Annotated in this window: 21 protein-coding genes; 6 read left to right on the top strand and 15 right to left on the bottom strand. The window is 63.8% G+C overall.

Annotation, left to right across the window (positions count from 1 at the left end):
- Positions 1-54 precede the first annotated feature (54 nt).
- Positions 55-1,416 carry a M16 family metallopeptidase gene (locus tag CCOS864_RS13880; protein WP_166675754.1) on the bottom strand — a complete coding sequence of 454 codons (1,362 nt, stop codon included), beginning with the start codon at positions 1,414-1,416 and terminating at the stop codon, positions 55-57.
- 194 nt (positions 1,417-1,610) lie between these two features.
- Here CCOS864_RS13880 and CCOS864_RS13885 point away from each other — a divergent pair, with 194 nt between their 5' ends.
- Entirely contained in the window at positions 1,611-1,889 is a 279-nt protein-coding gene (locus tag CCOS864_RS13885; protein WP_115086827.1) for a DUF7693 family protein, read from the top strand.
- Positions 1,890-1,962: 73 nt separating this feature from the next.
- Here CCOS864_RS13885 and CCOS864_RS13890 read toward each other — a convergent pair whose 3' ends face one another.
- From CCOS864_RS13890 to CCOS864_RS13910, 5 genes are all read right to left on the bottom strand, one after another.
- Positions 1,963-2,550, bottom strand: coding sequence for a hypothetical protein (locus CCOS864_RS13890; RefSeq protein ID WP_115086828.1), 588 nt, complete (start codon positions 2,548-2,550; stop codon positions 1,963-1,965).
- 17 nt (positions 2,551-2,567) lie between these two features.
- Positions 2,568-3,179 carry a hypothetical protein gene (locus CCOS864_RS13895; protein WP_115086829.1) on the bottom strand — a complete coding sequence of 204 codons (612 nt, stop codon included), beginning with the start codon at positions 3,177-3,179 and terminating at the stop codon, positions 2,568-2,570.
- 125 nt (positions 3,180-3,304) lie between these two features.
- The gene (locus CCOS864_RS13900) at positions 3,305-5,761 is read right to left on the bottom strand and encodes a TonB-dependent siderophore receptor (RefSeq protein ID WP_115086830.1); all 2,457 of its coding nucleotides are present in this window, start codon (positions 5,759-5,761) and stop codon (positions 3,305-3,307) included.
- 77 nt (positions 5,762-5,838) lie between these two features.
- Positions 5,839-6,786, bottom strand: coding sequence for a FecR family protein (locus CCOS864_RS13905; protein WP_115086831.1), 948 nt, complete (start codon positions 6,784-6,786; stop codon positions 5,839-5,841).
- Complete coding sequence (locus CCOS864_RS13910) at positions 6,783-7,298, bottom strand: sigma-70 family RNA polymerase sigma factor (protein ID WP_166675755.1); 516 nt, start codon at positions 7,296-7,298, stop codon at positions 6,783-6,785. Before CCOS864_RS13910 ends, CCOS864_RS13905 begins: the two co-directional genes overlap by 4 nt.
- 172 nt (positions 7,299-7,470) lie before the next feature.
- On the opposite strand from CCOS864_RS13910, the gene CCOS864_RS13915 reads away from it, so the two are divergent.
- On the top strand, positions 7,471-8,166 hold the full coding sequence (locus CCOS864_RS13915) for a helix-turn-helix transcriptional regulator (RefSeq protein ID WP_115086833.1): 696 nt from the start codon (positions 7,471-7,473) through the stop codon (positions 8,164-8,166).
- A gap of 5 nt (positions 8,167-8,171) precedes the next feature.
- Positions 8,172-8,957 carry a PhzF family phenazine biosynthesis protein gene (locus CCOS864_RS13920; protein WP_115087121.1) on the top strand — a complete coding sequence of 262 codons (786 nt, stop codon included), beginning with the start codon at positions 8,172-8,174 and terminating at the stop codon, positions 8,955-8,957.
- Here the strand turns inward: CCOS864_RS13920 and chrA are convergent.
- From chrA to CCOS864_RS13950, 6 genes are all read right to left on the bottom strand, one after another.
- The gene (gene chrA, locus CCOS864_RS13925) at positions 8,950-10,149 is read right to left on the bottom strand and encodes a chromate efflux transporter (protein ID WP_115086834.1); all 1,200 of its coding nucleotides are present in this window, start codon (positions 10,147-10,149) and stop codon (positions 8,950-8,952) included. The two genes, CCOS864_RS13920 and chrA, sit on opposite strands and share 8 nt — an antisense overlap.
- 145 nt (positions 10,150-10,294) lie before the next feature.
- Positions 10,295-11,029: a TorF family putative porin gene (locus tag CCOS864_RS13930; protein ID WP_115086835.1), complete on the bottom strand. Its 735-nt coding sequence runs from the start codon at positions 11,027-11,029 to the stop codon at positions 10,295-10,297.
- A 41-nt stretch (positions 11,030-11,070) separates the two neighbouring features.
- On the bottom strand, positions 11,071-12,813 hold the full coding sequence (locus tag CCOS864_RS13935) for an amidohydrolase (protein WP_115086836.1): 1,743 nt from the start codon (positions 12,811-12,813) through the stop codon (positions 11,071-11,073).
- Positions 12,814-12,895: 82 nt separating this feature from the next.
- On the bottom strand, positions 12,896-13,885 hold the full coding sequence (locus tag CCOS864_RS13940) for a helix-turn-helix transcriptional regulator (protein WP_115086837.1): 990 nt from the start codon (positions 13,883-13,885) through the stop codon (positions 12,896-12,898).
- 81 nt (positions 13,886-13,966) lie between these two features.
- The gene (locus tag CCOS864_RS13945) at positions 13,967-15,139 is read right to left on the bottom strand and encodes an MFS transporter (RefSeq protein ID WP_115086838.1); all 1,173 of its coding nucleotides are present in this window, start codon (positions 15,137-15,139) and stop codon (positions 13,967-13,969) included.
- A gap of 92 nt (positions 15,140-15,231) precedes the next feature.
- Positions 15,232-17,136, bottom strand: coding sequence for a M14 family metallopeptidase (locus tag CCOS864_RS13950; RefSeq protein ID WP_115086839.1), 1,905 nt, complete (start codon positions 17,134-17,136; stop codon positions 15,232-15,234).
- A gap of 73 nt (positions 17,137-17,209) precedes the next feature.
- Between CCOS864_RS13950 and CCOS864_RS13955 the strand changes: the two genes are divergently transcribed.
- A complete protein-coding gene (locus CCOS864_RS13955; protein WP_167458901.1) occupies positions 17,210-17,530 on the top strand; it encodes a cupin domain-containing protein in 321 nt (106 codons plus the stop codon).
- A gap of 118 nt (positions 17,531-17,648) precedes the next feature.
- Here CCOS864_RS13955 and CCOS864_RS13960 read toward each other — a convergent pair whose 3' ends face one another.
- Positions 17,649-18,542, bottom strand: coding sequence for an AraC family transcriptional regulator (locus CCOS864_RS13960; protein ID WP_115086841.1), 894 nt, complete (start codon positions 18,540-18,542; stop codon positions 17,649-17,651).
- A gap of 175 nt (positions 18,543-18,717) precedes the next feature.
- Between CCOS864_RS13960 and CCOS864_RS13965 the strand changes: the two genes are divergently transcribed.
- Positions 18,718-19,770, top strand: a complete 1,053-nt coding sequence (locus CCOS864_RS13965) for an NAD(P)-dependent alcohol dehydrogenase (RefSeq protein WP_115086842.1) — start codon at positions 18,718-18,720, stop codon at positions 19,768-19,770.
- 5 nt (positions 19,771-19,775) lie between these two features.
- Here CCOS864_RS13965 and CCOS864_RS13970 read toward each other — a convergent pair whose 3' ends face one another.
- Positions 19,776-20,264, bottom strand: a complete 489-nt coding sequence (locus tag CCOS864_RS13970) for a DUF2199 domain-containing protein (protein WP_115086843.1) — start codon at positions 20,262-20,264, stop codon at positions 19,776-19,778.
- A 183-nt stretch (positions 20,265-20,447) separates the two neighbouring features.
- Between CCOS864_RS13970 and mddA the strand changes: the two genes are divergently transcribed.
- A complete protein-coding gene (gene mddA / locus CCOS864_RS13975; protein ID WP_115086844.1) occupies positions 20,448-21,197 on the top strand; it encodes a methanethiol S-methyltransferase in 750 nt (249 codons plus the stop codon).
- A gap of 57 nt (positions 21,198-21,254) precedes the next feature.
- Here mddA and ureG read toward each other — a convergent pair whose 3' ends face one another.
- Complete coding sequence (gene ureG / locus CCOS864_RS13980) at positions 21,255-21,878, bottom strand: urease accessory protein UreG (RefSeq protein WP_115086845.1); 624 nt, start codon at positions 21,876-21,878, stop codon at positions 21,255-21,257.
- Between the last annotated feature and the right edge of the window lie 9 nt (positions 21,879-21,887).

The raw sequence follows: 21,887 nt of genomic DNA on the forward strand, positions 1-21,887 counted from the left end.
GAAATTTCACAATCCCCTTTTCGCGGGGCAAGTCGGATCGCCGCACCGCCGCTCCTACAGATCTTGCCCCGCCACCACGGTCGCCAGCTTCTGTGGCTGAACGACGCGTTTAAACGCCGCCTTGACTTGCGCAGGCGTCACCGCCTCAAGCTGTTGGCGCCAGGTCACCAGGGTATCGTCCGGCAAGCCGTTCAAGGCGATCTGCGCAACATGCTCAAGCAGGCGGTGGCGGCTGGTGCCGGCAAAAAGCTCGAGTAGCCGCGCCTTGGCCTCAGCCAGTTCCTCGGCGCTCGGGCCCTCGCTGACAAAGCGCGTCAACGCCTGATGGGCCGCCTTCTGTGCCTGCTCCTGATGCCCGGCAGGGACTTCCAGCGAGATCACGAAGGCCCCGGCCTGTTGGCCCATGGCGAAGTAGCTGGCCGATTCCCAGCTGACATCGCCGCCAAGCTCAGCGCCCACGGCCCGATTGAGCCGCGTCGGCCAGTGCTCGCCACCGAGAATGTCGCTGCCCAGCAGCAACGGGAAAAAGTCCGGGTCGCTGCGTGGCACTGCCGGCTGGCCGATCTGTATCCAGATCGTACCTTGCTGCGGTTCCAGTTGCTCGCGGCTGGCCTGGCTCAACGCCTGCACTTTGGGCAGCGCTGGCAACGCGGTGCAATCACCGCTCGGCAAGCGCCCAAGCACTGCATTGGCCACGGCATCGGCCTGAGCCCGGTCAAGATTGCCGACCAGGCTGACCGTGGCCCGGCATGGCAGCATCATTGCACGGTAATGCGTGCGCAAATCTTCCATGCGGGTGCGCTCGAGCATGGCCGGGGTCAGAGCATAGCCGAACGGTAGCGCGTACTCGTCCAGGTCAATCTGCTTGTTGCGCTGCAGCCCTGGGCGGGTCAGTTCGCGGCCATAGGGATGGTCGCCATACACCGCCTGGGCAAAGCGTTGCCCTACCCCGGCAAAACGCCGGGTGGTTTCGCCGTTGACCTGGCGAATGTAATACGGCTTGGCCCGGAACCAGATGCTGCCGGCAAAGGCCGGTTCGGCAATCTGCCGACCGAGCAACGCCGTGGCCTCGGCCTGGCGCTGGGCACTGGTGTCGGTGATCTTCAGGATGTAGCTGAAGCGGTCGGCATCGACCTGGGTATTCAGTTCACTGTCCAGGCGCATCCAGGCCATTCGCAGCGCGTTGCCGTTCAGCTCCGGGGCATCGCCCTGGGCATGGATACCTTCCACCGCAAGCGCTGCGCCAAGCACCGCCAGGCCCGGTTGGTCCAGTGGGTCGCGGCGGCTGCCGGCATCGAAGTCAACCTGGATCTGCAGGTCGCTGGCCTGGCTTTGAGGCAACAGGTAGACCCGCGCGCCACTGGGCTGGGTCCAGTGTTGAATGGCCAGGTTGTCGGCAGCCAGGGCCGGGGCCATTGCGCTCAATCCAAACGCGCAGGTGAAGAGTCGTTCCATCAGGGTCATAGCGGTTACTCAAAAGGCCAAGGCGCGGACGCTACGCACTTGGCCGCGGCAGATCAAGCCCTGGCGCACTGGCTGACACTGGCGCCGGCAGGCTTTATGCTCGAACCCCATTTTGCCTATGCCATGCACCTTGAGAGGGGGAACCGATGCCAGCCCTGAGCGCCCGTGAGGTTTGCCAGCAACTGCGTGATGCCGCCCTGGGCGTTCGTCCGTTGCGGCGTGTCGGCACTGAAGTCGACATCGACGGTTGGCGCCTGAGCCTGGATTTCGACGGTACCCACCTGCACCATTGCCTCAAGTGCTGCAGCAGTGACGGCCGTGAGGGCACGCTGGACCGTTGGCAATGGGGCACCGATCCGGTGAGTTTGCTCAGCACCTGGGAGCTGGCGCAGGTCGAGCGCTTGTTGCGCGGGGCTACTGCGTAGCCCATCGCCGGCAAGGCCGGCTCCCACAGGGTTGGTGCAGGGCCTGTAGGAGCTGGCTTGCAGCAATGAGGCCTTACAACAACTGGCGCTTGACCGCCTCGTCCAGCGTGCTTTGGGTCAACTGGCGGACCAGTTCGCGGGTGTCCTGCTGGAACGGAATCCCGACGATCAGCACCAGGTGCATCCAGGTGCGTACCGACTCGCTTTTGCTGATGCGCCCCAGCTCCTTGCCGTCCTTGTCCTTGAACACCGTGTCGAGGGTAAAGGTATTGCGCGCCGTCGACGGGATGATGAAGAAGGTCGCCCCGGTAATGATCGCCGACGCCACGCTGTACTGCTCATGGTTGGTCAGGGTCGATTCGGCGTAGATATCCGCCGCGACTTTCTCGGTGCTCACCCGGGCGAAGCGCCCGGACTGATTGTAGGTCTCGACCAGCGCTTTCTCCCAGGCTTCGGCCGGCCCGCCGGCGGTGGCATTGGGCTGGCCGCGATTGACCTGGTACTGGGCGGTGGTACGTACGTAGGCGGTCGGCTTAACCGCCTGCGCTTGTGCCTGTGGCGGCCAGCTCTGGACCGGCGCCAATTCGTGTTGCGAGTAAGAGACGCAGCCAGTCAGCAGCACAGCGCCGAGCAGCAGGTTGGCCTTGATGATACGCAGCATGGGAGTCTTCCTGGAAATTACTGTTTGGCCAGTTTCAGCGTGGCGTCGTCAAGCAGCTTGGCAACCACTTCGTTGAGTTGCGGCGCACCCAGGGTCGGGGCCCAGTATTCGCGGCGGTAGAGGCCGACATTGCGCTCGAGCTTGAGCGCCTGGCGGGAGCTGGCCAGGGTCTTGCCGTTGCGATCCTCGATCACCAGGTCACCGGCGACGTCGAAGCTGTCGACATAGATCGGGCCGTTGACCCAGATCCACACGGTCAGGGTCAGCAAGGCCCCCGGCACGTAGCCTGGATGTGGCCCGCGATGGCCCTTGAGCGAGGTCATGTTGAACTTGAGCATCACGTCCTGCTCATCCAGGCGGGTCGGGTATTCGCTGACCTGCTTGAAGTACTTGCCGGCCTCGACGTACTGGTCGAGCTGCGCAGTCAGCGAGCGGCTGATGGCCTTGCGCGTGGCCTCGTCGATACCCGGTGCGGTGACCGCCACATCGGCCACTTGCGCCGTGCGCGGGCTGGTGCTGGCGGCAGGATGTTGCGGGGCGCCCAATGGGCCGGTGACGTTGTAGGACACGCAGCCAGTCATCGACAGGGTGGCGATGATAGCGGTGGCCTGGAGCAGCTTTCTCAACACGGGATGTCCTTATTTTTGAGCGGAGGGCCAGAGTGCTTCGGCGCAAGATGGCGAAACTTGAGCGCGGCATGCACCGAAGCTGATGTGCTGGCTGCACCGGCCTCATCTTGGCACCAGCCCTGGCCTTAGAAGCTCCAGCGCGTGGTCAGCATGAAGTTGCGCGGATCGCCGTACAGGTTGCCGCCGTAGCCGGTATTGCCGGCAATGCTCTGGTAGTACTTCTTGTCGAACACGTTGTTGAGGTTCAAGCGCACATCGAGGTGCTCGGAAGCCTGGTAGTTGAGCATCAGATCGACCAGGGTATAGGCCTCCTGCTCGATACGGTAACGGCTCTCGGTGGCATAGAAATTGTTGCCCTTGTTGTAGATCTGGTTCTGCCGGTACAGGCCGCCACCGACCTTCCAGCGTTGCAGTTCACCCGGCAGTTGATAGGTGGTGAAGGCCTTGAACACATGCCGGGGAATGTCAGTATCGAACAGGCGTCCCTCGTTGGCCGGGTTGCTGTCCTTGACGTATTTGACCTGGGCAAAGGTATAGCCCGCGCCCAACTCCCAGCCCGGCAGAACGGTGCCGTTGAGCTCAAGTTCGATCCCTTCGCTGCGCAATTTGCCGGCAGCCTCCGCGCAACTGGGCACCAGCGCCGAGCACTCATTGAGCTCAAGCGTCTTGGCGCGGTTTTGCTGGTCGATGCGAAACACTGCGGCACTGGCATTCAAGCTGCCGTCGAAGTACTCGCCCTTGATCCCGAGCTCATAGTTCTTGCCCTCCATCGGCTCGATCGCGGCGCCCGCCGCGTCCAGTTCCGACTGCGGCTTGAAGATGTCGGTGTAGCTGGCGTATAGCGAATGGTGCACATCCAGGTCATAGATGATGCCGGCGTAACGCGTGACATGGCGCGTCACCGAGTAGTCGCTGCCGGTTGGCGCGCGGCTGCCGTTGCGGGTGCTGGTGTCGTTGTCGTACCAGTCCAGGCGCCCGCCGAGGATCAGCTTCAGGTCATCGGCCAGGTTGAAGCGGGTGGTCAGGTAGGCGCCGGTCTGCGAGGTCTCGCGGTCCTGATGCCAGTAGCTCAGGTCCAGCTCGCGCTTGGGCAGCGAGCCCGGGTCCCAGTTGTAGATATCCATGCCGATTGCGTCGTCGCTGTAGTTGCCCTTGCCTTCGAAGGTCAGCTCACGCCGGCTGGCCCCGACCACCAGTTCATGGGTCCGCCCGAGCAACTGGAAAGGCCCCGATGCGTAGGCGTCGTAACTGCTCTGCTCATCGTCATAGTGGTACTGGCCCAGGTACTGACCGAACACCTCGCCCCCGTCGCCCATGCGTTCGGTCATGGTGCCCAGCATCTTCAGGTCCGACCAGGTGCGGCTGGCGGCCAACAGCAGTTTCCAGTCGTTGTCGAAGCGGTAATCCAGGCGGCTGAACACCGTGGTGTTGTCCTGGTCCCAGTACTCCCAGTCATTGCCCAGGTAGGTCTTGCGGGACAAATGCAGGTCGCTGCCATCGATGGCCGTTGGCAAGCCGCCCCAGGTCGCGGTGTTGTTGACACGCTGGTTGGAGACGCCGAGGGTCAGGGTGCTGTTGTCGCTGAGGTCGGCTTCGCCAATGGCGTAGAACACCGAACGCTCGCTGTCGGTGACATCCTGAAAGCTGTTGCGCGTCTGGTACGCCGTGACTACCCGCCCGCGCAAGGTGGCGTTGTCGTTGAGTGGCCCGGAAGCATCCACTTCGCTGCGGTAGTTGTCCCAGCTACCGGCGCTGGCGGTGATGCTCACGCGCGGGTCCGCGGTCGGGCGCTTGCGCACCATGTTGATGGCCGCCGACGGCGTACCCGCCCCCTGCATCAACCCGGTGGCGCCGCGCACCACTTCGACGTGGTCGTAGATGGCCATGTCCGGCGCCGAGTTCATGTCCCGCGACAGGTAATGCGACAGGTCGTTGGACAGCCCGTCGTTCATCAGGTTTTCCACGGTAAAGCCACGCGCGTAGAACGTCGGGCGCTGCGGGCCATCCTTGGTCATCGACATGCCCGGGGTGCTCTTGAGCACATCTTCAAGGCTGCGCAGGTTCTGGTCGTCCATGCGCTGACGGGTGATCACCGTCACTGACTGCGGCGTCTCGCGGATAGTCAGCGGCAGTTTGGTCGCCGTCTGCATCGGCCCGGTGGTGTAGGAACCACTGTCTTCGGTGATGCTTCCCAGCATCTGTCCATTGATACTGGTGGCGCCCAGTTCCAATGCCCCATTGGCGGCGGGCACCTCGACCAGCACATAGCCATCGCTGCTCGCCTGTGCCTGCAATGCATGGCCCCGCAGGACCTGGGCGAACCCTTCCTGCACCGCGTAACTGCCCTGCAGACCGGCACTGGCAAGGCCTGCCACTTGCCCGGCATTGAACGAGATGGCCAGGCCGCTCTCGCGGGCAAAGCGGCTCAGCACGTCACCCAAAGGGCCGCCAGGAATGTCGTAGCGTTTTATCTGCTGCTGGGCCTGTAGCGGCTGGGCTGCCAGCAGAGGCACGGCGCCAAGGGCGAAATGGACCGCCAGGGTCAACGCACGGCAGGGCTTGAATGGCTTGGGTGAAAACATGTTCCCGACTCTCCGATGTATTGGGCTAATACAAGGACGCTCGGGTAACAAGAACTGGAAGCGCTTGATAATAATTTTTATTCGAGTCTGACACGGGTCAGCCAAGGCGTGTAGTGCTCCACCCGGATCGGGAAACTGCGCGCCAGCAGGCGCAAGGCCCGCTCACTGTCGTCGGCAGGCAGCACCGCAGTGACGTTCAGGTGCGCCAGGGCCTTGGCGTCGAACAGCAGGTAGCCCTGATGATTGCGGGCCAGGCGCTCCAGCACCTCGCTCAAGGGTTGTTCGCGCACCAGCATCTGCTGCCTGGCCCATGCCTGCTCCAGGCCCGAGGCATCCACTGCCTGCAGCGCCTGCATGCCCGCGGCACTGAACTGCACCTGCTGCCCGGCACTCACCGTCTGGGTGCTGGCGCCGCTGCGCACTTCGGTGCTCGACTCGATCATCACCAGGCGCGTGCTATCGCCCAGGCGCTCCACTACGAAGCGCGTGCCCAGCGCGCGAATACTGCCGTGCTCGGTGACCACCTTGAATGGCCGAGTGGCGTCCTTGGCCACTTCCACGAGGATCTCGCCACTGACCAGGCGCAAGGTGCGGGTCTGTGCATCGAACTGCAGGTCGACCGCCGAACGGCCCTCCAGGCTGATGCGGCTGCCGTCCGGCAATTGCTCGCTGCGCCACTGGCCAGTGCCCGTGCGCAGATCGGCCATCAGGTAGGCTGGCGGATAATGCTGGAGCAACGCCGTGGCCGGCAACAACAGTGCCAGGCCGACGGCCAGCGCCTTGAGTGCGTGCTTGCCGGGGCTTGCTGCCGTCACCCGCTGCAAGGCAGCGCGGGCCGGGGCACGAGGCAGCTGGCGCAGCGACGCGAGGCTACCTTGCAAGCGTTGCACGGCGTCCAGGTGTTCGTCGGATTCAGCCAACCAGGCGCCGAACGCCTGCTGGTCGGCAGCGCTCGGCTCATCGTCCAGGCGCACCAACCATTCGGCAGCCTCGCGCAATACCGCGGCGCTGGGTGACGGGCTCATCGTGCCGACTCGCTGGCGGCGTGACACTGCAACAGAGCCTGGACCAGATCGTTCTGCACGGTTTTGCTCGAGACCTGAAAGCGCTCGGCGATTTGCGCATGGCTCAGGCCTTCCAGGTGACGCAGGATGAACACCTGACGTACGCGAGAGCTCATCTGTTCCAGGGCGCGGGCAATGTGTTCAAGGGCATTTACCGCCGCCAGCAGTTGTTCGGGGGATGGGGCCTGGTCGAGGTGCTCGACGTACCGGGCAAGTTCTTCACGGTAAGCTTGTTCGAGCTTTTGCCGACGGCTGCGGTCGACCAGCAGCCGTCGCGCCACCGTGGCCAGAAACGCCCGCGGCTCGCGCGGCGCCACGTAGGCACCCGCACTGAGCAGGCGCACGAAGGTGTCCTGCGCCAGGTCGGCGGCATTGTGCGGACAGTCCAGGCGTCGCCGCAGCCACCCCAGCAACCAGCCGTGATAGCCCTTGTACAAGGTGTCGAGACTGTCAGCAGGAGGAGGCACGTTCATTGGCGCAGGCATTAAATGAGAATGGTTATATCTTAAGTGCCTGAGCCGGGCGGACGCAATCCGCCAGGGCCCTACCGGATGGAAATGCAGGTTAAATATTCTACAGTAAGTTGATATTTCAACTATCTGTTGATAGCTTGATCGCCATTATTCAACTCTCTCGAAGGTCCTGATGAAGGTTTCCAGCGCATTGAGCAGCGAACGACGGCTGATTCTTGGTGTACTGCACAGCACGCTGAAAATGCTCAGCCATGCACTCGGCTCCCACACCGAAATTGTCCTGCATGACCTGCTCAAGCCGCAGCGCTCCATCCTCGCCATCGCCAACGGCCATGTCACCGGGCGCCAGGTCGGTGGTTCGGTATTGGGTGGGCCACGCCATGACCTGGGTTTCGCCGCCGTGCGCCGGGCTATGGACGATCGCTCAAGTAGCGATCCCGTCGTGATCGAGAACTACGCCACCCTCGCCCCCGACGGCCGTCCCTTGCGCAGCGCTACCGTGGTGTATCGCGACAGCAGCGGGCAGCCGTTTGCCAGCCTGTGCATCAACACTGACCTCAGCGCAATCGCTGCCGCGCATCAAGTGCTCGGTGGGCTACTGGGGCTGGCGAGCGCACCTGCGCCAGCACCGGATGAATCCAGAGACATGACGCAGCTGATGGCCGAGATCATCCAGGACGCCTGCCCCGGTGGCGTGCTCGGCATGAAGAAAGCGCAAAAAATCGAGGCCGTGCGGCAAATGCAGGAGCGCGGCCTGTTCATCGTCAAGGGCGGCATCGAAAAGGCCGCCGCCACACTCGGCGTAACCCGCTACACCATCTACAACTACCTGGAGCAGATCCGGGCAGCAGATAACGGACAGGAATGATCAGCATGCAACTTGAAATGTTCCAGGTAGACGCTTTCTCGGCCACGGCGTTTGGCGGCAATCCGGCCGCGGTGTGCCCATTGGAAGCCTGGCTGCCGGATGCCACGCTGCAGCAGATTGCTGCCGAGAACAACCTGTCGGAAACCGCCTATGTAGTAGGCAACGGCGAGCTGTTCGAGCTGCGCTGGTTTACCCCGACGGTAGAGGTCGACCTGTGCGGCCACGCCACCCTGGCGACCGCCTGGGTATTGTTCGAGCAACTGGGTGAACAGTGCGACACCCTGCGCTTTGCCACCCGTAGCGGCGAATTGCGGGTTCGCCGTGACGGTGCTCGCCTGGCCATGGACTTCCCGGCCAAGCAGCCACAAGCCGTGGCAGTGCCCGATGGCTTGTTGCAGGCCCTGGGCCTGGAGCGGATCGAGGCGCTGTACCGCACCGATGACTACCTGGTGGTGGTCGAGGATCAAGCGCTGATTGCCGGTCTTGAACCCGACTTTGCAGCGCTGGCCGCGTTTGACGTGCGCGGCATTGCGGTCACTGCCGCCGGCACGCACTTCGACTTCGTCTCGCGCTGGTTCGGCCCGCGGGTAGGCGTCAACGAAGACCCGGTCACCGGTTCCGCCCACACTTCGCTCGCGCCCTACTGGGCCGAGCGCCTGGGCAAGCGCAGCCTGACAGCCGAGCAAGGCGGTGCGCGCAAGGGCCAGTTGCACTGTGAAGTGCAGGACAACGGCCGGGTGATCATCAGCGGTCAGGCTGCGCTGTTCATGCGCGGTACGATCTTCATCTGAGCAGGCTCAACAACTGGCCGCCCAGGCCACAAGCAATCACCACCAGCCAGGGCGGCAGTTTCCAGAACAGCAGCGCCACCAGTGCCAGCAGCGCCAGGCCAAAGTCCAGGGGCTGGAGGATGGCGCTGGTCCACACCGGCTGATAAAGCGCCGCCAGCAACAGCCCCACCACCGCCGCATTGATGCCGAGCATCGCCGCCTGCATGCGCTGGTTGGTGCGCAAGCGCTCCCAGAACGGCAGCGCACCGAGCACCAGCAAAAACGACGGCAGGAAGATTGCCAGCAGGCACAGGACGGCCCCCGGCCAGCCGGACTGCGGCCCGTGCATCGAGGCACCGAGAAAGGCGGCAAAGGTGAACAGCGGGCCGGGGACTGCCTGGGTGGCGCCGTACCCCGCCAGAAACGTCTCGTTGCTGACCCAGCCAGTGGGCACCACCTCGGCCTGCAGCAACGGCAGCATCACGTGACCGCCACCGAACACCAGGGAGCCGGTGCGGTAGAAGGCATCGATCATGTTCAGGGTCGGGCTGGCCCAGAGTTCGGCCAACAGTGGCAAACCTAGCAACAGGGCAAAAAACAGCAGCAGCCAGAGGCTGCCCGCGCGGTGGCCGATGGCGATCGGCAAGGGATCGTGTTCGACGCTGTTGCCCGGCTTGAACAGCAACAGGCCGGCGACGCCAGCGGCGGCAATTATCGCTACCTGGGCCCAGGCCGCAGGCACCAGTAGCACCAGGCAGGTGGCAATTGCCATCAGGGAGATCCGTGGCACATCCGGGCACAGGTTGCGTGCCATGCCCCAGACCGCCTGGGCGACGATCGCCACAGCCACCACTTTCAAACCATGGAGGATGCCGGCGGGTACCGCTTCAGCGTAACCGGCCAGCCCCAGGGCAAGCAGGATCAGCGCCAGTGCCGAGGGCAGCGTAAACCCGGCCCACGCAGCCAGCGCTCCGGCATAACCTGCGCGCGACAGCCCCAGGGCGATGCCGACCTGGCTGCTGGCCGGCCCCGGCAGAAACTGGCAAAGCGTCACAAGATCGGCATAACTGCGCTCGCTCAGCCAGCGACGGCGGCTGACGAACTCGTCGCGAAAGTAGCCAAGATGGGCGATGGGGCCGCCGAAGGAGGTCAGGCCCAGGCGCAGGAAGATCAGGAATATCTGCCATGGCGTGTGATCGTTGGCGTGGGGCATACGACGCTCGTTTTACCGGACTGCGCCCATCTTGCCAGCGATGGGCTTTGTGCAGCCAGCAAATTACGAGCGCTGCGCGCTCGATCGCGGGGCAAGCCCGCTCCCACAGGTTTGGCGCTACCTACAGGATTGGATTGATGCTGGCTCAGAACGCCTTGCTGGCACTCACCACCACGGTCGCCGAGCACAGGTCGTCATAGCCATACCAACTGCTGCATTCGCTTTTGGACAGGTCGGTATCGATATAGCTCAAGCCCCAGGTCACGCCGACGAACTCGCGACTCAGCCTGGCCTCCCACTCATAGTACGTATTGCGCTCATCACCACTGGCCGACCAGAACGCCGGGTCCTTGACATCGTTGCGCCCTGCCCGCAACTCCAGGCCAACCTCGGCCGGCAAGGCGAAACTGTAGGCAACATAGCTGTACAACGTGTCCTGGTCCTTGCCAAAGGCATTTGGCGCATCATTGGAATAGTAGGCGCCAAGCTTGAGCCCATAGAGGTCAACAATGGCGTAAACCTCGCTCATGTTGAACTGGCCTTCCTTGGGGTAGCTGTACTTGAGATAACCAAGGTCCAGGCTGATGGCCTCGGTAGCCTGCCAGTACCAGCCGGCGTAGTACTCGATTTCCTGGCGGGTCTTGTAGTCGAAGCCGTAATCCACCGTCGAGGCCCAGGCGCCGACGTACAGGCCACTGCTGTGCATCAGCGTGGCACCGGCCTGCAGCGCCGGGTCGCCGAGGCTTTGCGAGATGCCACGGGAGCGGTAGTCGCTGGTGGCGGCAAGGCTCATGTCGAGGCTGAAGTCATCGTTGAGTGGCAGTGCCTGGGCCGTCAGCGGCGCCAGGCAGGCGAAAGCAATGAGCAAGCGTGTGTTCATACCAGACCCCTGTTGTTATGAGTGTGCGGGTAACGGCGGTTTCAGGACTCGCTGGCGTAAACCTGCTTGCCGGCGAAGTAGGTCTTGAGCACCCGGGTCTCGAACAGGTCCTCGGCGCTGACCTTGAACACATCGCGATCGAGCACGATCAGGTCGGCCTGCTTGCCGGGCGCCAGCGAGCCGATCTGCCGCTCCAGGCGCAGGGCTTTGGCGGCATTGAGGGTGTAGGCCTGGAACATGACCTGGCGATCGACGCTTTCCCCGGCGTTGAGCACACCCAGCGGGCCCTTGCGGGTCATGGCCTGGGCAATGGCGTTCCACGGGTTGGGGCTGGACACCGGCCAGTCGCTGGCGCCGGCGATCACTGCACCGGCCTGTTGCAGCGAGTGCGCCGGGTATTGGTAGGCGTAGGCCTGGGCGCTGACGTAAGGTTTGACCAGCTCGACCGTGTAGTTCTCGCCGGTTGCCCACAGCAGTTGCATGGAGGCGATTACCCCCAGTTGCTTGAAGCGCGCAAAGTCCTTGGGGTCGACCAATTGCAGGTGGCTGATGCTGTGGGCGAGCGGCGTGCCCTGCAGCGTGCGCGCATAGGCGACGCCATTGAGCGACTCGCGCACCGCCCGGTCGCCGACCGCATGCATGTGCACGATCCAGTCACGCTGCTCGGCCGCCGCCACCAACTCGCCGAAGTGCTGCGGCTCGATCAGCAGTTGGCCATTCTTGTGGCTGTTGCTGTACGGGGTGATCACCGCCGCCGTCTGCCCGGGGTATTCCAGCACGCCATCGACGAACACCTTGATGCCCGGAAAGCTCAGGTTGGGCACGCCTTCGAACTGCTTCACGACCTTGGCCAGCACCTCAAGGTCCGCCGGCCGGCTCTTGGGGTTGGTGATCATCAGCGCCGCGACATGGGCATTGAGCTCGCCCCGTTCGGCCAGTGCCCGGTACAACGGAAGCACGCCAACCGTCTGCGCGGTGGCCTTGAAGTCGAACAGCGAGTCACCGCTGCCGGCATTGGCCGCGGCATCCATCCAGGCGGTGACGCCGTACTGGTTGTTGACCCTGACCGCCTCGCGCGCGGCCTTGAGCATCACTTCCTGGCTGGCCGCAGGAATCTGGCTGCGTACCTGGTCCCAGCGCGCTTCGGCAAAGTAGCCGTTGGGGGTGAAGTCGACGTCATGCCCGACATAGCTGCGGTCCTGTTCGGACAGGCCCTTGACCAGCGCAGCATCGATCTGCAAACGCTTGAGCATGGCCTGGTTGGCCCAGCCGGTGTGGCCGTCGATGCCACTGAGCACCAGCGGCTGGCGGGCCCAGCGGCCCTGGTTGAACAGCTGGCCAAGCTCGCGGCTGTTGTCCCAGTAGGCCGAACTCACCCCGGCGATACTGATCACCTCACCCGCCTTGCCGCGGCCTTGCCCGACCTCGGCCAGGATCCACTGCTCAAGCTCGGGCAGCGGCTTGACCTCATCCTGCAGGTTGGCCCCGAGGCTGTCGAAGGCCGCCACCACCGGGTGGCTGTGGCTGTCGATCATGCCGGGCATCAGCACCTTGCCCGCCAGGTCGATACGTTGCGTGTGGGCATCGGCCAGGGCCTGGATCTGTGCGTCGCTGCCCACTTGCAGGACCTTGCCATCCTTGACCGCGACCGCTTGCATCAGGCCCTGGCCGGGTTCGGCGGTGAACACCTTGCCGTTGAACAGCACCAGGTCCGCAGCGGCCAATGCCGGCAGCGCAGAACAGGCCAGCGCAGTGGCCAACAGCGTGGGAATCAATCGTTGCATTGCAGCGCTCTCTTGTTGTTATCGGGGCTGGTCACACCCTATAGAGCGCAGCAAGGCAAGGGACCTCTGCAAATGAGGAGGGTCAGGCAGTTTTTTCCGCCACCGGCAGCGCCGCACGCAAGGCCGCGCCCAGTTCCACCTTGCTCTTGACCCCCAGTTGCACGTAGCAATTGCGCAGGTAGGTGCGCACGGTTGCCGGGCTCAAGGACAGGATCCGGGCGATTTCCTTGTAGGAGTGACCGGCAGCGAACAGCATGGCTGCGGTGCGCTCGCGGGGGGCCAACAGCACCCCTGGGGGTGGCGCCTCCAGCGACAGGATTACATGCTCGCCGTTGCCACTGAGGGTCAGGCTGCTGCGGCCCAGGCGCATCACGCAGGGCGCCCTGGCAAGTTGCGCGCTCACCTGCGGCGGCAGCAGCGAGCCGCTCCAGCCCGGCAGCGCTTGCTCGATCGCCGCGCACACGCGCGCGCCCACATACAGCAGGCTGCCATCCAGACGGGCAATGCCAAAATCGGCAGCAGCGTTGCCGGTATCGAGACGGATCATGTCCTGCACCTGAAAGCGCCACAGTTGCAGCAGCTGCTCGCAGAAGGCGGCGAACAGTTCATCCTCGCTGTCGCTGAAAGCAGCATCGTGCTGGCCTCGGTACAGGCAGACGTAGAAATTCAGACCGCTCTGTGGCAACTCGAAGGTGATGCACATCAGGTGGTAGAGGTCGTAACGGCGGGCGAACACATTGACCGCTTCGTTGGGGTCGGTGAACTCGCTGTCGCGCACGACCTGCCCCGGCCGCTCCAGGGTGGTGTGGGCGAAGCAGTCGATGCCGGCGACTTCGCTCCATTCGCGGGCAAAGGCCGGCGGCAGGTCGATGCGCCCGTGCATCCAGCTTTGCGGCGGCGCACTGGCGACAGCGCCGGACATCTCGCCCCACCAGGCCGAGGCGAACGGCACGAGCGCGCGAAACGCCTGCAGGCCCTCGGCGATGAAATGCGAACCGCCGCGCTCGCGGGCAAGGCTGGCCAGTTGCAGGACACAACGATTGAATGCCTTGAACTGGGTACTGCTGAGCATTGGCCAACCCCGCTTGCTGCCGATCTGTGGCGCCGACAGTGCCACAGGGGGTGGGATAGCGTCCAGCCTGCGCCGCTGTGGCTAAACGGTCGTCGGCAAACCCGATTGCAGTTGCCGCTCTACCCACCAGGACAGCGGCAGGGTCAGCAGCAGGATTGCCGCGAGCGTCATCACTGCCGCCGTGATGCCGGCCCCATCGCCTACCCGCCCAAACACCACCGGTGCCAGCGCGCCACCGCCGATGGTGCCGGTGTAGAACAAGGCAAAGGCCTGATCGCGCTTGCCCGCCCCCGTCAGTTCCGGCACCACCCCGTACAGCACTGACGAAGTGCCATTGAGCACCAGGCCCAGCAGCGGCAACAGCGCCAGCATCGCCGTCAGCGGCAAAAACAGCATCAACACGATCAGCAGCGCGGTCAGCGACTCGGTGCACCACACGGTTTTCATCATGCCGATGCGCGCGCCCAGGTAGCCGCACAGCAGCTTGCCGAAAGCGCCGCCGACGAACAGCAGCATCAACGCCAGGCCGATACCCGCAGAGCCTGCGCCCTTGCCTTGCAGCAGGAACGGCAGAAAGGTCAGAAAACCCATGCGCACTGCGCTATCGAGGGTGCCGGTCAGCAGCAATGCGGCCAGGCCATTGCTGGACTCGTTGCCACTGGCAATGACGGGTTTGCGCGGGCTCGACGCCAACGAGGTCTGCGGTGCAACCAGCCACCAGAGCACGGCAGCGACAGCCAGGCCTAGCAGGCCCAGCACGGTCACACTGGTTTGCCAGCTGGTCACCAGCAACAGCAAGCCGACCCCGGCGGGCACCAGCATCTTGCCGATATCACCGGCAAAATTGTAATGCGCCAGCGCCTCCTTGACCCCGCCCCCGGCCTCATGGGTGTCGGTGACCAACGAGGACGCCAGGGGGTGTTGGGTACTGGCGCCAAGGCCGCCCAGCAACAACGCGAACAGCAGCATGCCCAGGCCACCGGCCTGCCCGACAACCAGGTAAGCCAGCCCGGCCAGGGCGGTGCCGCCCACTAACAGCCGCTCCCGGCCCCAGCGTTTCGCTGCGCGGCTGGCCAGCAGCTGCAGGCCAGCCATCATCCCGGCATAGGCGCCACGCAGCAGGCCGACCTGGACGAAGCTCAGGGCAAACTGCGCCTGCCACAGCGGCAGCAATACGTAGATGACGTCGGTGAGGCCATCGTGCACGGCGTGGGCCATGCTCGCGGCGAACAGTGAACGGCAACGGATGTTCATGCAGTGAAGGCTCTGGCCGGAAGACCAGAGCCTTTATAGACCACAGGTTTTGCTGAACACCAATACCGATTTCAGACCGATTGATACCGGAATCAGTACACCGCGCCCACCGGATAGACGAACGCATTGACGTCATAGAACGGCGTGCGCTGGTAGAACCAGTGCAGGCGGGCGCTGGGGCTGGCGGCGAAGGCCTTGTCGCTCTTGAGTTTCTTGTCGAACTCGGCCTTCAAGTCCGGACTCTCGGCGAGCATCTTGCGCGCCATTGGCTCCATCACGTATTCCTCGGGCTCTTCAGCCGCCACCAGGGTCGCGTTGAAAAAGCCCCAGGCCCAGAACGAGTCCGGGCTTTCGGGGTACAGCAGGTTGACCGCCAGCACGCCCAACGGCTGGTCGGTATCGATCACCACCGAACCCGCCGGGAAGGTCTGCAAGCGCTCCAGCGGTTTGGCCACGCCGCTGACCAGCAAACGCCCTTCGTAACCCGGGATCTGGTTGCTTTGCGTGCGATCGGGCTCGAAGCCACCTGCCACTTTCACCTCATCCATGCGATACAGCGTCACCGCAATCGGCGTCGGTTTGTCGAGGGTAGTCATGTGAATGCCATGGGCCTTGAGCCGGGCAATCACCTCGCGCCACTGCCCCGGCACCACGTACTGCCGGGGCCGTTTGACCACCAGGTCGGGCTCGGTGTTGCCGGTGACCGGCACGTTGAGTTTTTTCGGTGTGTTGCTCCAGACGATAGTCCTGGCGCCGGTGATCGGCGACTGCTCATAGCGGTAGTCACCGACGGTGAACGCCGTGGTCTGGGCCTTGCCCGGTTTCCAGGTCAGGGTCACCTGCTCCTGGGCCTCCAGGCGCTCGCGGTCCTGGCGGATGGCTTCGTTGAGCGACACTGCCTGATCGCCGATCACCTGGAACATGCTCTTGAGCATCACGTAGTTACCCAGCACCTGGGTCTGGTAAGGGTGCAAGGCGTGTTGCTCGATCAGGATCGACGGTACGTTGCGAATGTCGCCGTACTGGTTGGAAAAGCGCGCATAGTCGGTGCGGTACGGGTAGTAACCCTGGCCCGGGTCCTGGTTGCTGTTGAGGCTGATGCACTCATGCACCACATGGCCGTCGGCCTCCAGCGCCTGGTACACCGGCGCACGCATGACGTTGTCCATCCAGGCGCTGCTGGCCGGCGACCAGCCGTTGCCGTTGTGGCAATAGGAACTGTCGTAGGGGTACATGGCGCCGTCGGTGGAATGGGTGTCGGCAAAAAAACTCAGCTGGTAGGTGTTGAACACCCAGGCGACGTTACGGATCTCGGCGCTGTCGAGCTTGGTGAAGTCACGGTTGAGGTTGTAGTTCAGGCCATTGACCCGCCAGCCGGTTTCGTCCGGGCCATTCTGGTTGATCCGCCCGTAGGCGCTGCGGCGCAGGTCGCCATCAACGTTGACGGTGGGGATGAACAGGATATTGACCTTCTCCAGCAAGGCGGCCAGCGGCTTGTCACCGGTGGTCATGTCACGCAGGAGCATGAACATCGCGTCCTTGCCATTGGCCTCGCCCGGGTGAATTTCGGCTTCGACGAAGATCGTCGGCTTGCCGGACTCATTCAACCCGGCGGGTGATTTGTCGACCTCAAGGGAGGCAATGGCCATCAACATCGGGTGGCCTTCGGCGCTTTTCTCCGGCAGGTCGTTGAGCACGATGCTGCCACCGGAGGCGGCGGCCAGGCGGGTCATGTAGGCGCGGGTTTCATCGTAGTTGCTGGTCTGGCGGAATTCGCTGGCTTCGGCCTGGGTGATCAGCGGGTTGTCCGGCTTGGCAAGGTAGCGGGTGCTGGCCAGGGTCTGGGCGAACATCGGCGGCAGGATGCGCTGCTTGGCAGCCGGCGAATACAGGCTATCGTCGATGTAGGACGGTGCGCTGGGCAAGGCCGCCAGGGCTGGCAGCGCAGTGCCCAGCAACATCGCGACAACGAGGGGCTGCAAAAGCGGGTGTTTCATGATCGATCCCTGTCATGAGAAGCAGGTGCCCACCTTAAACCACAATCTGCAACCAGACGAGAGCCAGGCCGCCATGCTCGACAACCTGTTCAACCCCCTCCCCACTCCCGGCGCGCAAGAGCACTTCGAAGCCCTGCTGGCCCGGCCGGGGCTGCGCATCGAGCGTATCGTCTCCCATGGCCAGGCCAGCCCGCCGGGGTTCTGGTACAACCAGGCGCAGGGGGAATGGGTGGTGTTGCTGGCAGGGTCTGCCGGGTTGCGGCTGGAGCATGAGCCTGCCGAGCGAGTGCTGCGGCCGGGGGATTTTGTCGAGATTCCGGCGCATTGCCGGCATCGGGTGGAGTGGACCGACAGCACCCAGGCCACGGTGTGGCTCGCCGTGCATTATGACTGATGGGTAGGAGCGGGCTTGCCCCGCGATGAGGCCCGTGCAACCAGCACATCATCTGTCGCCTGGATTGCGACCGCTTCGCGCTCGATCGCGGGCAAGTCCCGCTCCCACAGGTGTAGCGCTACCGATACAGCTGTTCTTCCCCCGGGCTGCGCTCGAAATGGCGTTTGTACTCGCGGCTGAACTGCGATGTGCTCTGGTAGCCCACCCGGTGCGCCGCCTGGGCCACGCCCAGGCCTTCACCAATCAGCATCTGCTGGGCCTTGAGCAAGCGCAGGCGCTTGAGGTACTGCATCGGCGACAGCAAGGTGCTGCGCTTGAAATGCTCGTGAAAGGTCGAGGCACTCATGTTTGCACACGCCGCCAGGGCTTCGACGCTCAGCGGCTCGGCATAGTGCTCGCGCAAGTAGCTGAGCGCCGCCGCGATGCGGGCAAAGTGGCCCTGCTGCTCCACCAGTGCCCGCAACACCCCGGATTGCGGCCCGCGCAAGGCCACATACAGCACTTCCCTCACCCGCGCCTGGCCCATCACCTGGCAGTCCAGCGGGTCGTGCAGGCAGCGCAGCAAACGCTCGACACTGTCGCGCATGGCCTCATCCAGCGCCGCCGAAGTCATCGACTCCGGGGTCTGCGCCTTGATCGCCCGGTCCGGCGCCAGGCCCATGCTCTGCACCAGCTCACCCAGGACGATTCGGTCAATGGCCACCGACACCCCCAGCAACGGCTCTTGCGGGGTGGCGAAGGTCTCGCACATGAACGGCACCGACAGCGCCTGCACCAGGTAATGCCCGGCGCCGTATTCCAGGGTACGCGGCCCGAGGCGCGCCAGTTTGCTGCCCTGGGCGAGGATCATCAGGCTCGGTTCGTAGATCTGCGGGCTGCTGGCCACGTAGTGACTGGCCGACAGCACCTGCACCTGCGCCAGGCGCGTGTCGACGAAGCCCGGGCGCAGCGCCAGGGAGCGGATCAGGGAGCACAGGGTGGCGTTGGCATCGGAGTGGCGAGTGAGCTGCATGGAGAACCGCACGGAGGATTGGACACTGACATCATCGCAGCTTCACAGCCAGGCGCCAGGGCCCGGCGACCAACTACGGAGTTTTAGGCATGACAGGCGGAGGAATGACGATGGGCGGCGCGGCGCTTGATGCGCAGAATGCGCAGCCTTCACTGATCACCGTTTTTGAGGCCCTATGTACACAGCCATCGGTTACGCCGCCCAGTCTGCCACCGCGCCCCTGGCGCCCATGACCTTCCAGCGCCGCAGCCCGCGTGCCGACGATGTGGCGATCGAGATTCTCTACTGTGGCGTGTGCCACTCCGACATTCACCAGGCCCGCAACGAATGGGGCATCGCCGTCTACCCGCTGATGCCCGGCCACGAAATCGTCGGCAAGGTCACCGCCGTCGGCGCCAACGTCAGCCGCTATCAGGTCGGTGACCTGGTCGGCGTCGGCTGCATGGTCGACTCCTGCCGTCACTGTGAAGCATGCCAGGCGGACCTTGAGCAATACTGCCTGGAAGGCCCGACCATGACCTACGCCACCCCCGACCGGGTCGACGGCAGCAACACCATGGGCGGTTACTCCAGCAGCATCGTGGTCAGCGAGCACTTCGTCGTGCGCATTCCGCAAGGCCTGGACCTGCCCAGCGCCGCGCCGATCCTCTGCGCCGGCATCACCACCTACTCGCCGCTCAAGCATTACGGGGTCAAGGCCGGCGACCGCGTCGGCATCCTCGGCATGGGCGGCCTGGGCCATATGGGCATCAAGTTCGCCAAAGCCATGGGCGCCGAAGTCACCCTCTTCACCCGTTCACCGGGCAAGGCCGAAGAAGCGCGGCGCCAGGGTGCCGACCATGTGATCGTGTCCACTGACGCAGCGCAGATGCAGGCCGCCGCCGGCTGCTTTGATTTTCTCCTCGACACCATCCCGGTCCAGCACGATCTCAACCCCTACCTGGAAACCCTCACGTTCGACGGCGTGCACATCCTCGTCGGCCTGATCGAACCGGTCGACCCGGCGCTGCATGCGGCCAACCTGGTAATGAAGCGCCGGGTACTGGCCGGTTCGTTGATCGGCGGCATCGCTGAAACCCAGGAAGTGCTGGAGTTCTGCGCCGAACACGGCATCAGCTGCGATATCGAGATGCTTGATATCGGCAACATCAACGAGGCTTTCAGCCGCATGATTGCCGGCGATGTGAAGTACCGCTTCGTGATTGACATGGCCACGCTAAAGGCCTGAGCCCTTCAGGCGAACACCACGCTGTACTCATGAGCGCGGTGCAGGGAAATGCCCTTGGCCTGCTCCACGGCCAACGGGTGGCTGCTGGTGCTCAGCGTCACACTGGGGCGCGAGGTCGGGCCGCTCAATTGCAGCAGGCCTTCGAGCCCCAGGGTCTGTGGCAGGGTCGGGATACTGTTGGCCAGGCGCACGGTAAAGGGCGGCTCGGCCGCCTGGCGTTCATCGCGCCACAGCTCGCAGACGCGCTCAAAAGCGCTCGGCTGCAGTTCGACCCAGATGCCGATGCAGTAGCTGTCGTTAAGCTCCACCACGCTCAGTGGCAGTAATGCCCGCAGGAAAAACCGCTCGCCGGCGATCACGCACCAGTCGTTGCTTTGCTTGACGTTGTGCTCGCGTTCTTCGGGGGAAAGTTCGAATAGCGCATCGGGGCGGCGAAACGCCAGTTCCCCCAGGTCATCCGCATGGTCCTTGCCGCACTGACTGCACGTGTTCAAAGCTGCCTCCTGCAATGGGTCGAGTCATCAGGGGGGCGACTTTATCAGGCCGGCAGCGCAATGTTGAGCTGCGGCTGATTGCCCTACTCGGCAAGCCGCCGGTTTTCTGGTCTATGGTTAAAGGTTCAGCCCTTGCAACCCACCTGCGCAGGACGCCCAGGTGCTTATTGAAAGGAATGCCTCATGGACGAGAAACCGCTGCTGCATAAATGCCTCGGATTGCTCTACAGCCTGTTCTGCTATGTCTACTCGATGCTGGTGCTGGTGTATTTCGTGGGCTTCATCGGGCCGCCGCAGGTGCCCAAGGACATCGACTCGGGACCGGCGACTGCCTGGTATTTCGCGGCTTTGATCGACGTAGCGCTGATCAGCCTGTTCGCTCTGCAACACAGTGGCATGGCGCGCAAAAGCTTCAAATCATTCTGGTTGCAGTGGGTAGCGGCCCCCATCGAAAGGGCCACCTATGTGCTGTTCAGCAGCCTGGCGCTGAGCCTGATGTTCCTGCTCTGGCAACCGATCTCGCTGACCCTTTGGGATATCGAGACACCTGCGGCGCGCGGGCTGATCAACGGCCTTTACTGGCTCGGCTGGATCATCGCCCTGCTGGCCACCTTCCTGCTCAGCCACTTCGAACTGTTCGGCCTCAAGCAGGCGCTGGACGTTTTTCGCCCGCACCGGGGTGAATCCCGCACCTTCAAGACGCCCTGGCTGTACAAGCTGGTGCGTCATCCGCTGTACCTGGGATTTGTCATGACCTTCTGGGCGACACCGCACATGACGGTTGGCCACTTGCTGTTTGCCGGGGTGGGTACCTTGTACATCCTGATTGGCACGCTGCTGGAGGAGAAGGACCTGGTGCAGTTGTTTGGCGAGCAGTATCGGCAGTATCAGCGCAAGGTCGGGATGTTGTTGCCGTTTCTGGGGCGTAGATAGATTTATCGCGGGGCAAGCCCGTTCCCACAGGATTGCGCGGCCCCGCGATGCTTTTGGCTACACCGGCACTTTCAACATCCCCCGCTCGACGATGAAATCGATCACCCGCTGCAAGCCCTGCCCGGTCTTGAGGTTGGTGAACGTCCACGGCCGTTCCGGGCGCATGCGCTGGGTGTCTTTTTCCATCACCTCCAGCGAAGCACCGACGTAAGGTGCCAGGTCGATCTTGTTGATCACCAGGAAATCCGACTTGGTGATGCCCGGCCCGCCCTTGCGCGGGATCTTCTCGCCCTCGGCGACGTCGATCACATACACGGTCAGGTCCGCCAGTTCCGGGCTGAAGGTGGCGCTGAGGTTGTCGCCGCCGCTCTCGACGAAGATCACTTCGAGGTTGCCGAACTTGCGCGCCAGCGCTTCCACCGCCGCCAGGTTCATCGAGGCGTCTTCGCGGATCGCCGTATGCGGGCAACCGCCGGTTTCCACCCCGACGATACGTTCCGGCTCCAGGGCGCCGGCCTCGGTGAGGATGCGCTGGTCTTCCTTGGTATAGATGTCGTTAGTCACCACGGCGATTTCATAATGGTCGCGCATGGCCTTGCACAGCGCTTCGAGCAGCGCGGTCTTGCCGGAGCCGACCGGGCCGCCGACACCGACGCGCAGGGGTTGCTGATAGCTTTGCATGGGGCTTTC

Origin of the sequence: Pseudomonas wadenswilerensis, assembly GCF_900497695.1 — a bacterium.
Classification (GTDB): Bacteria; Pseudomonadota; Gammaproteobacteria; order Pseudomonadales; family Pseudomonadaceae; genus Aquipseudomonas; species Aquipseudomonas wadenswilerensis.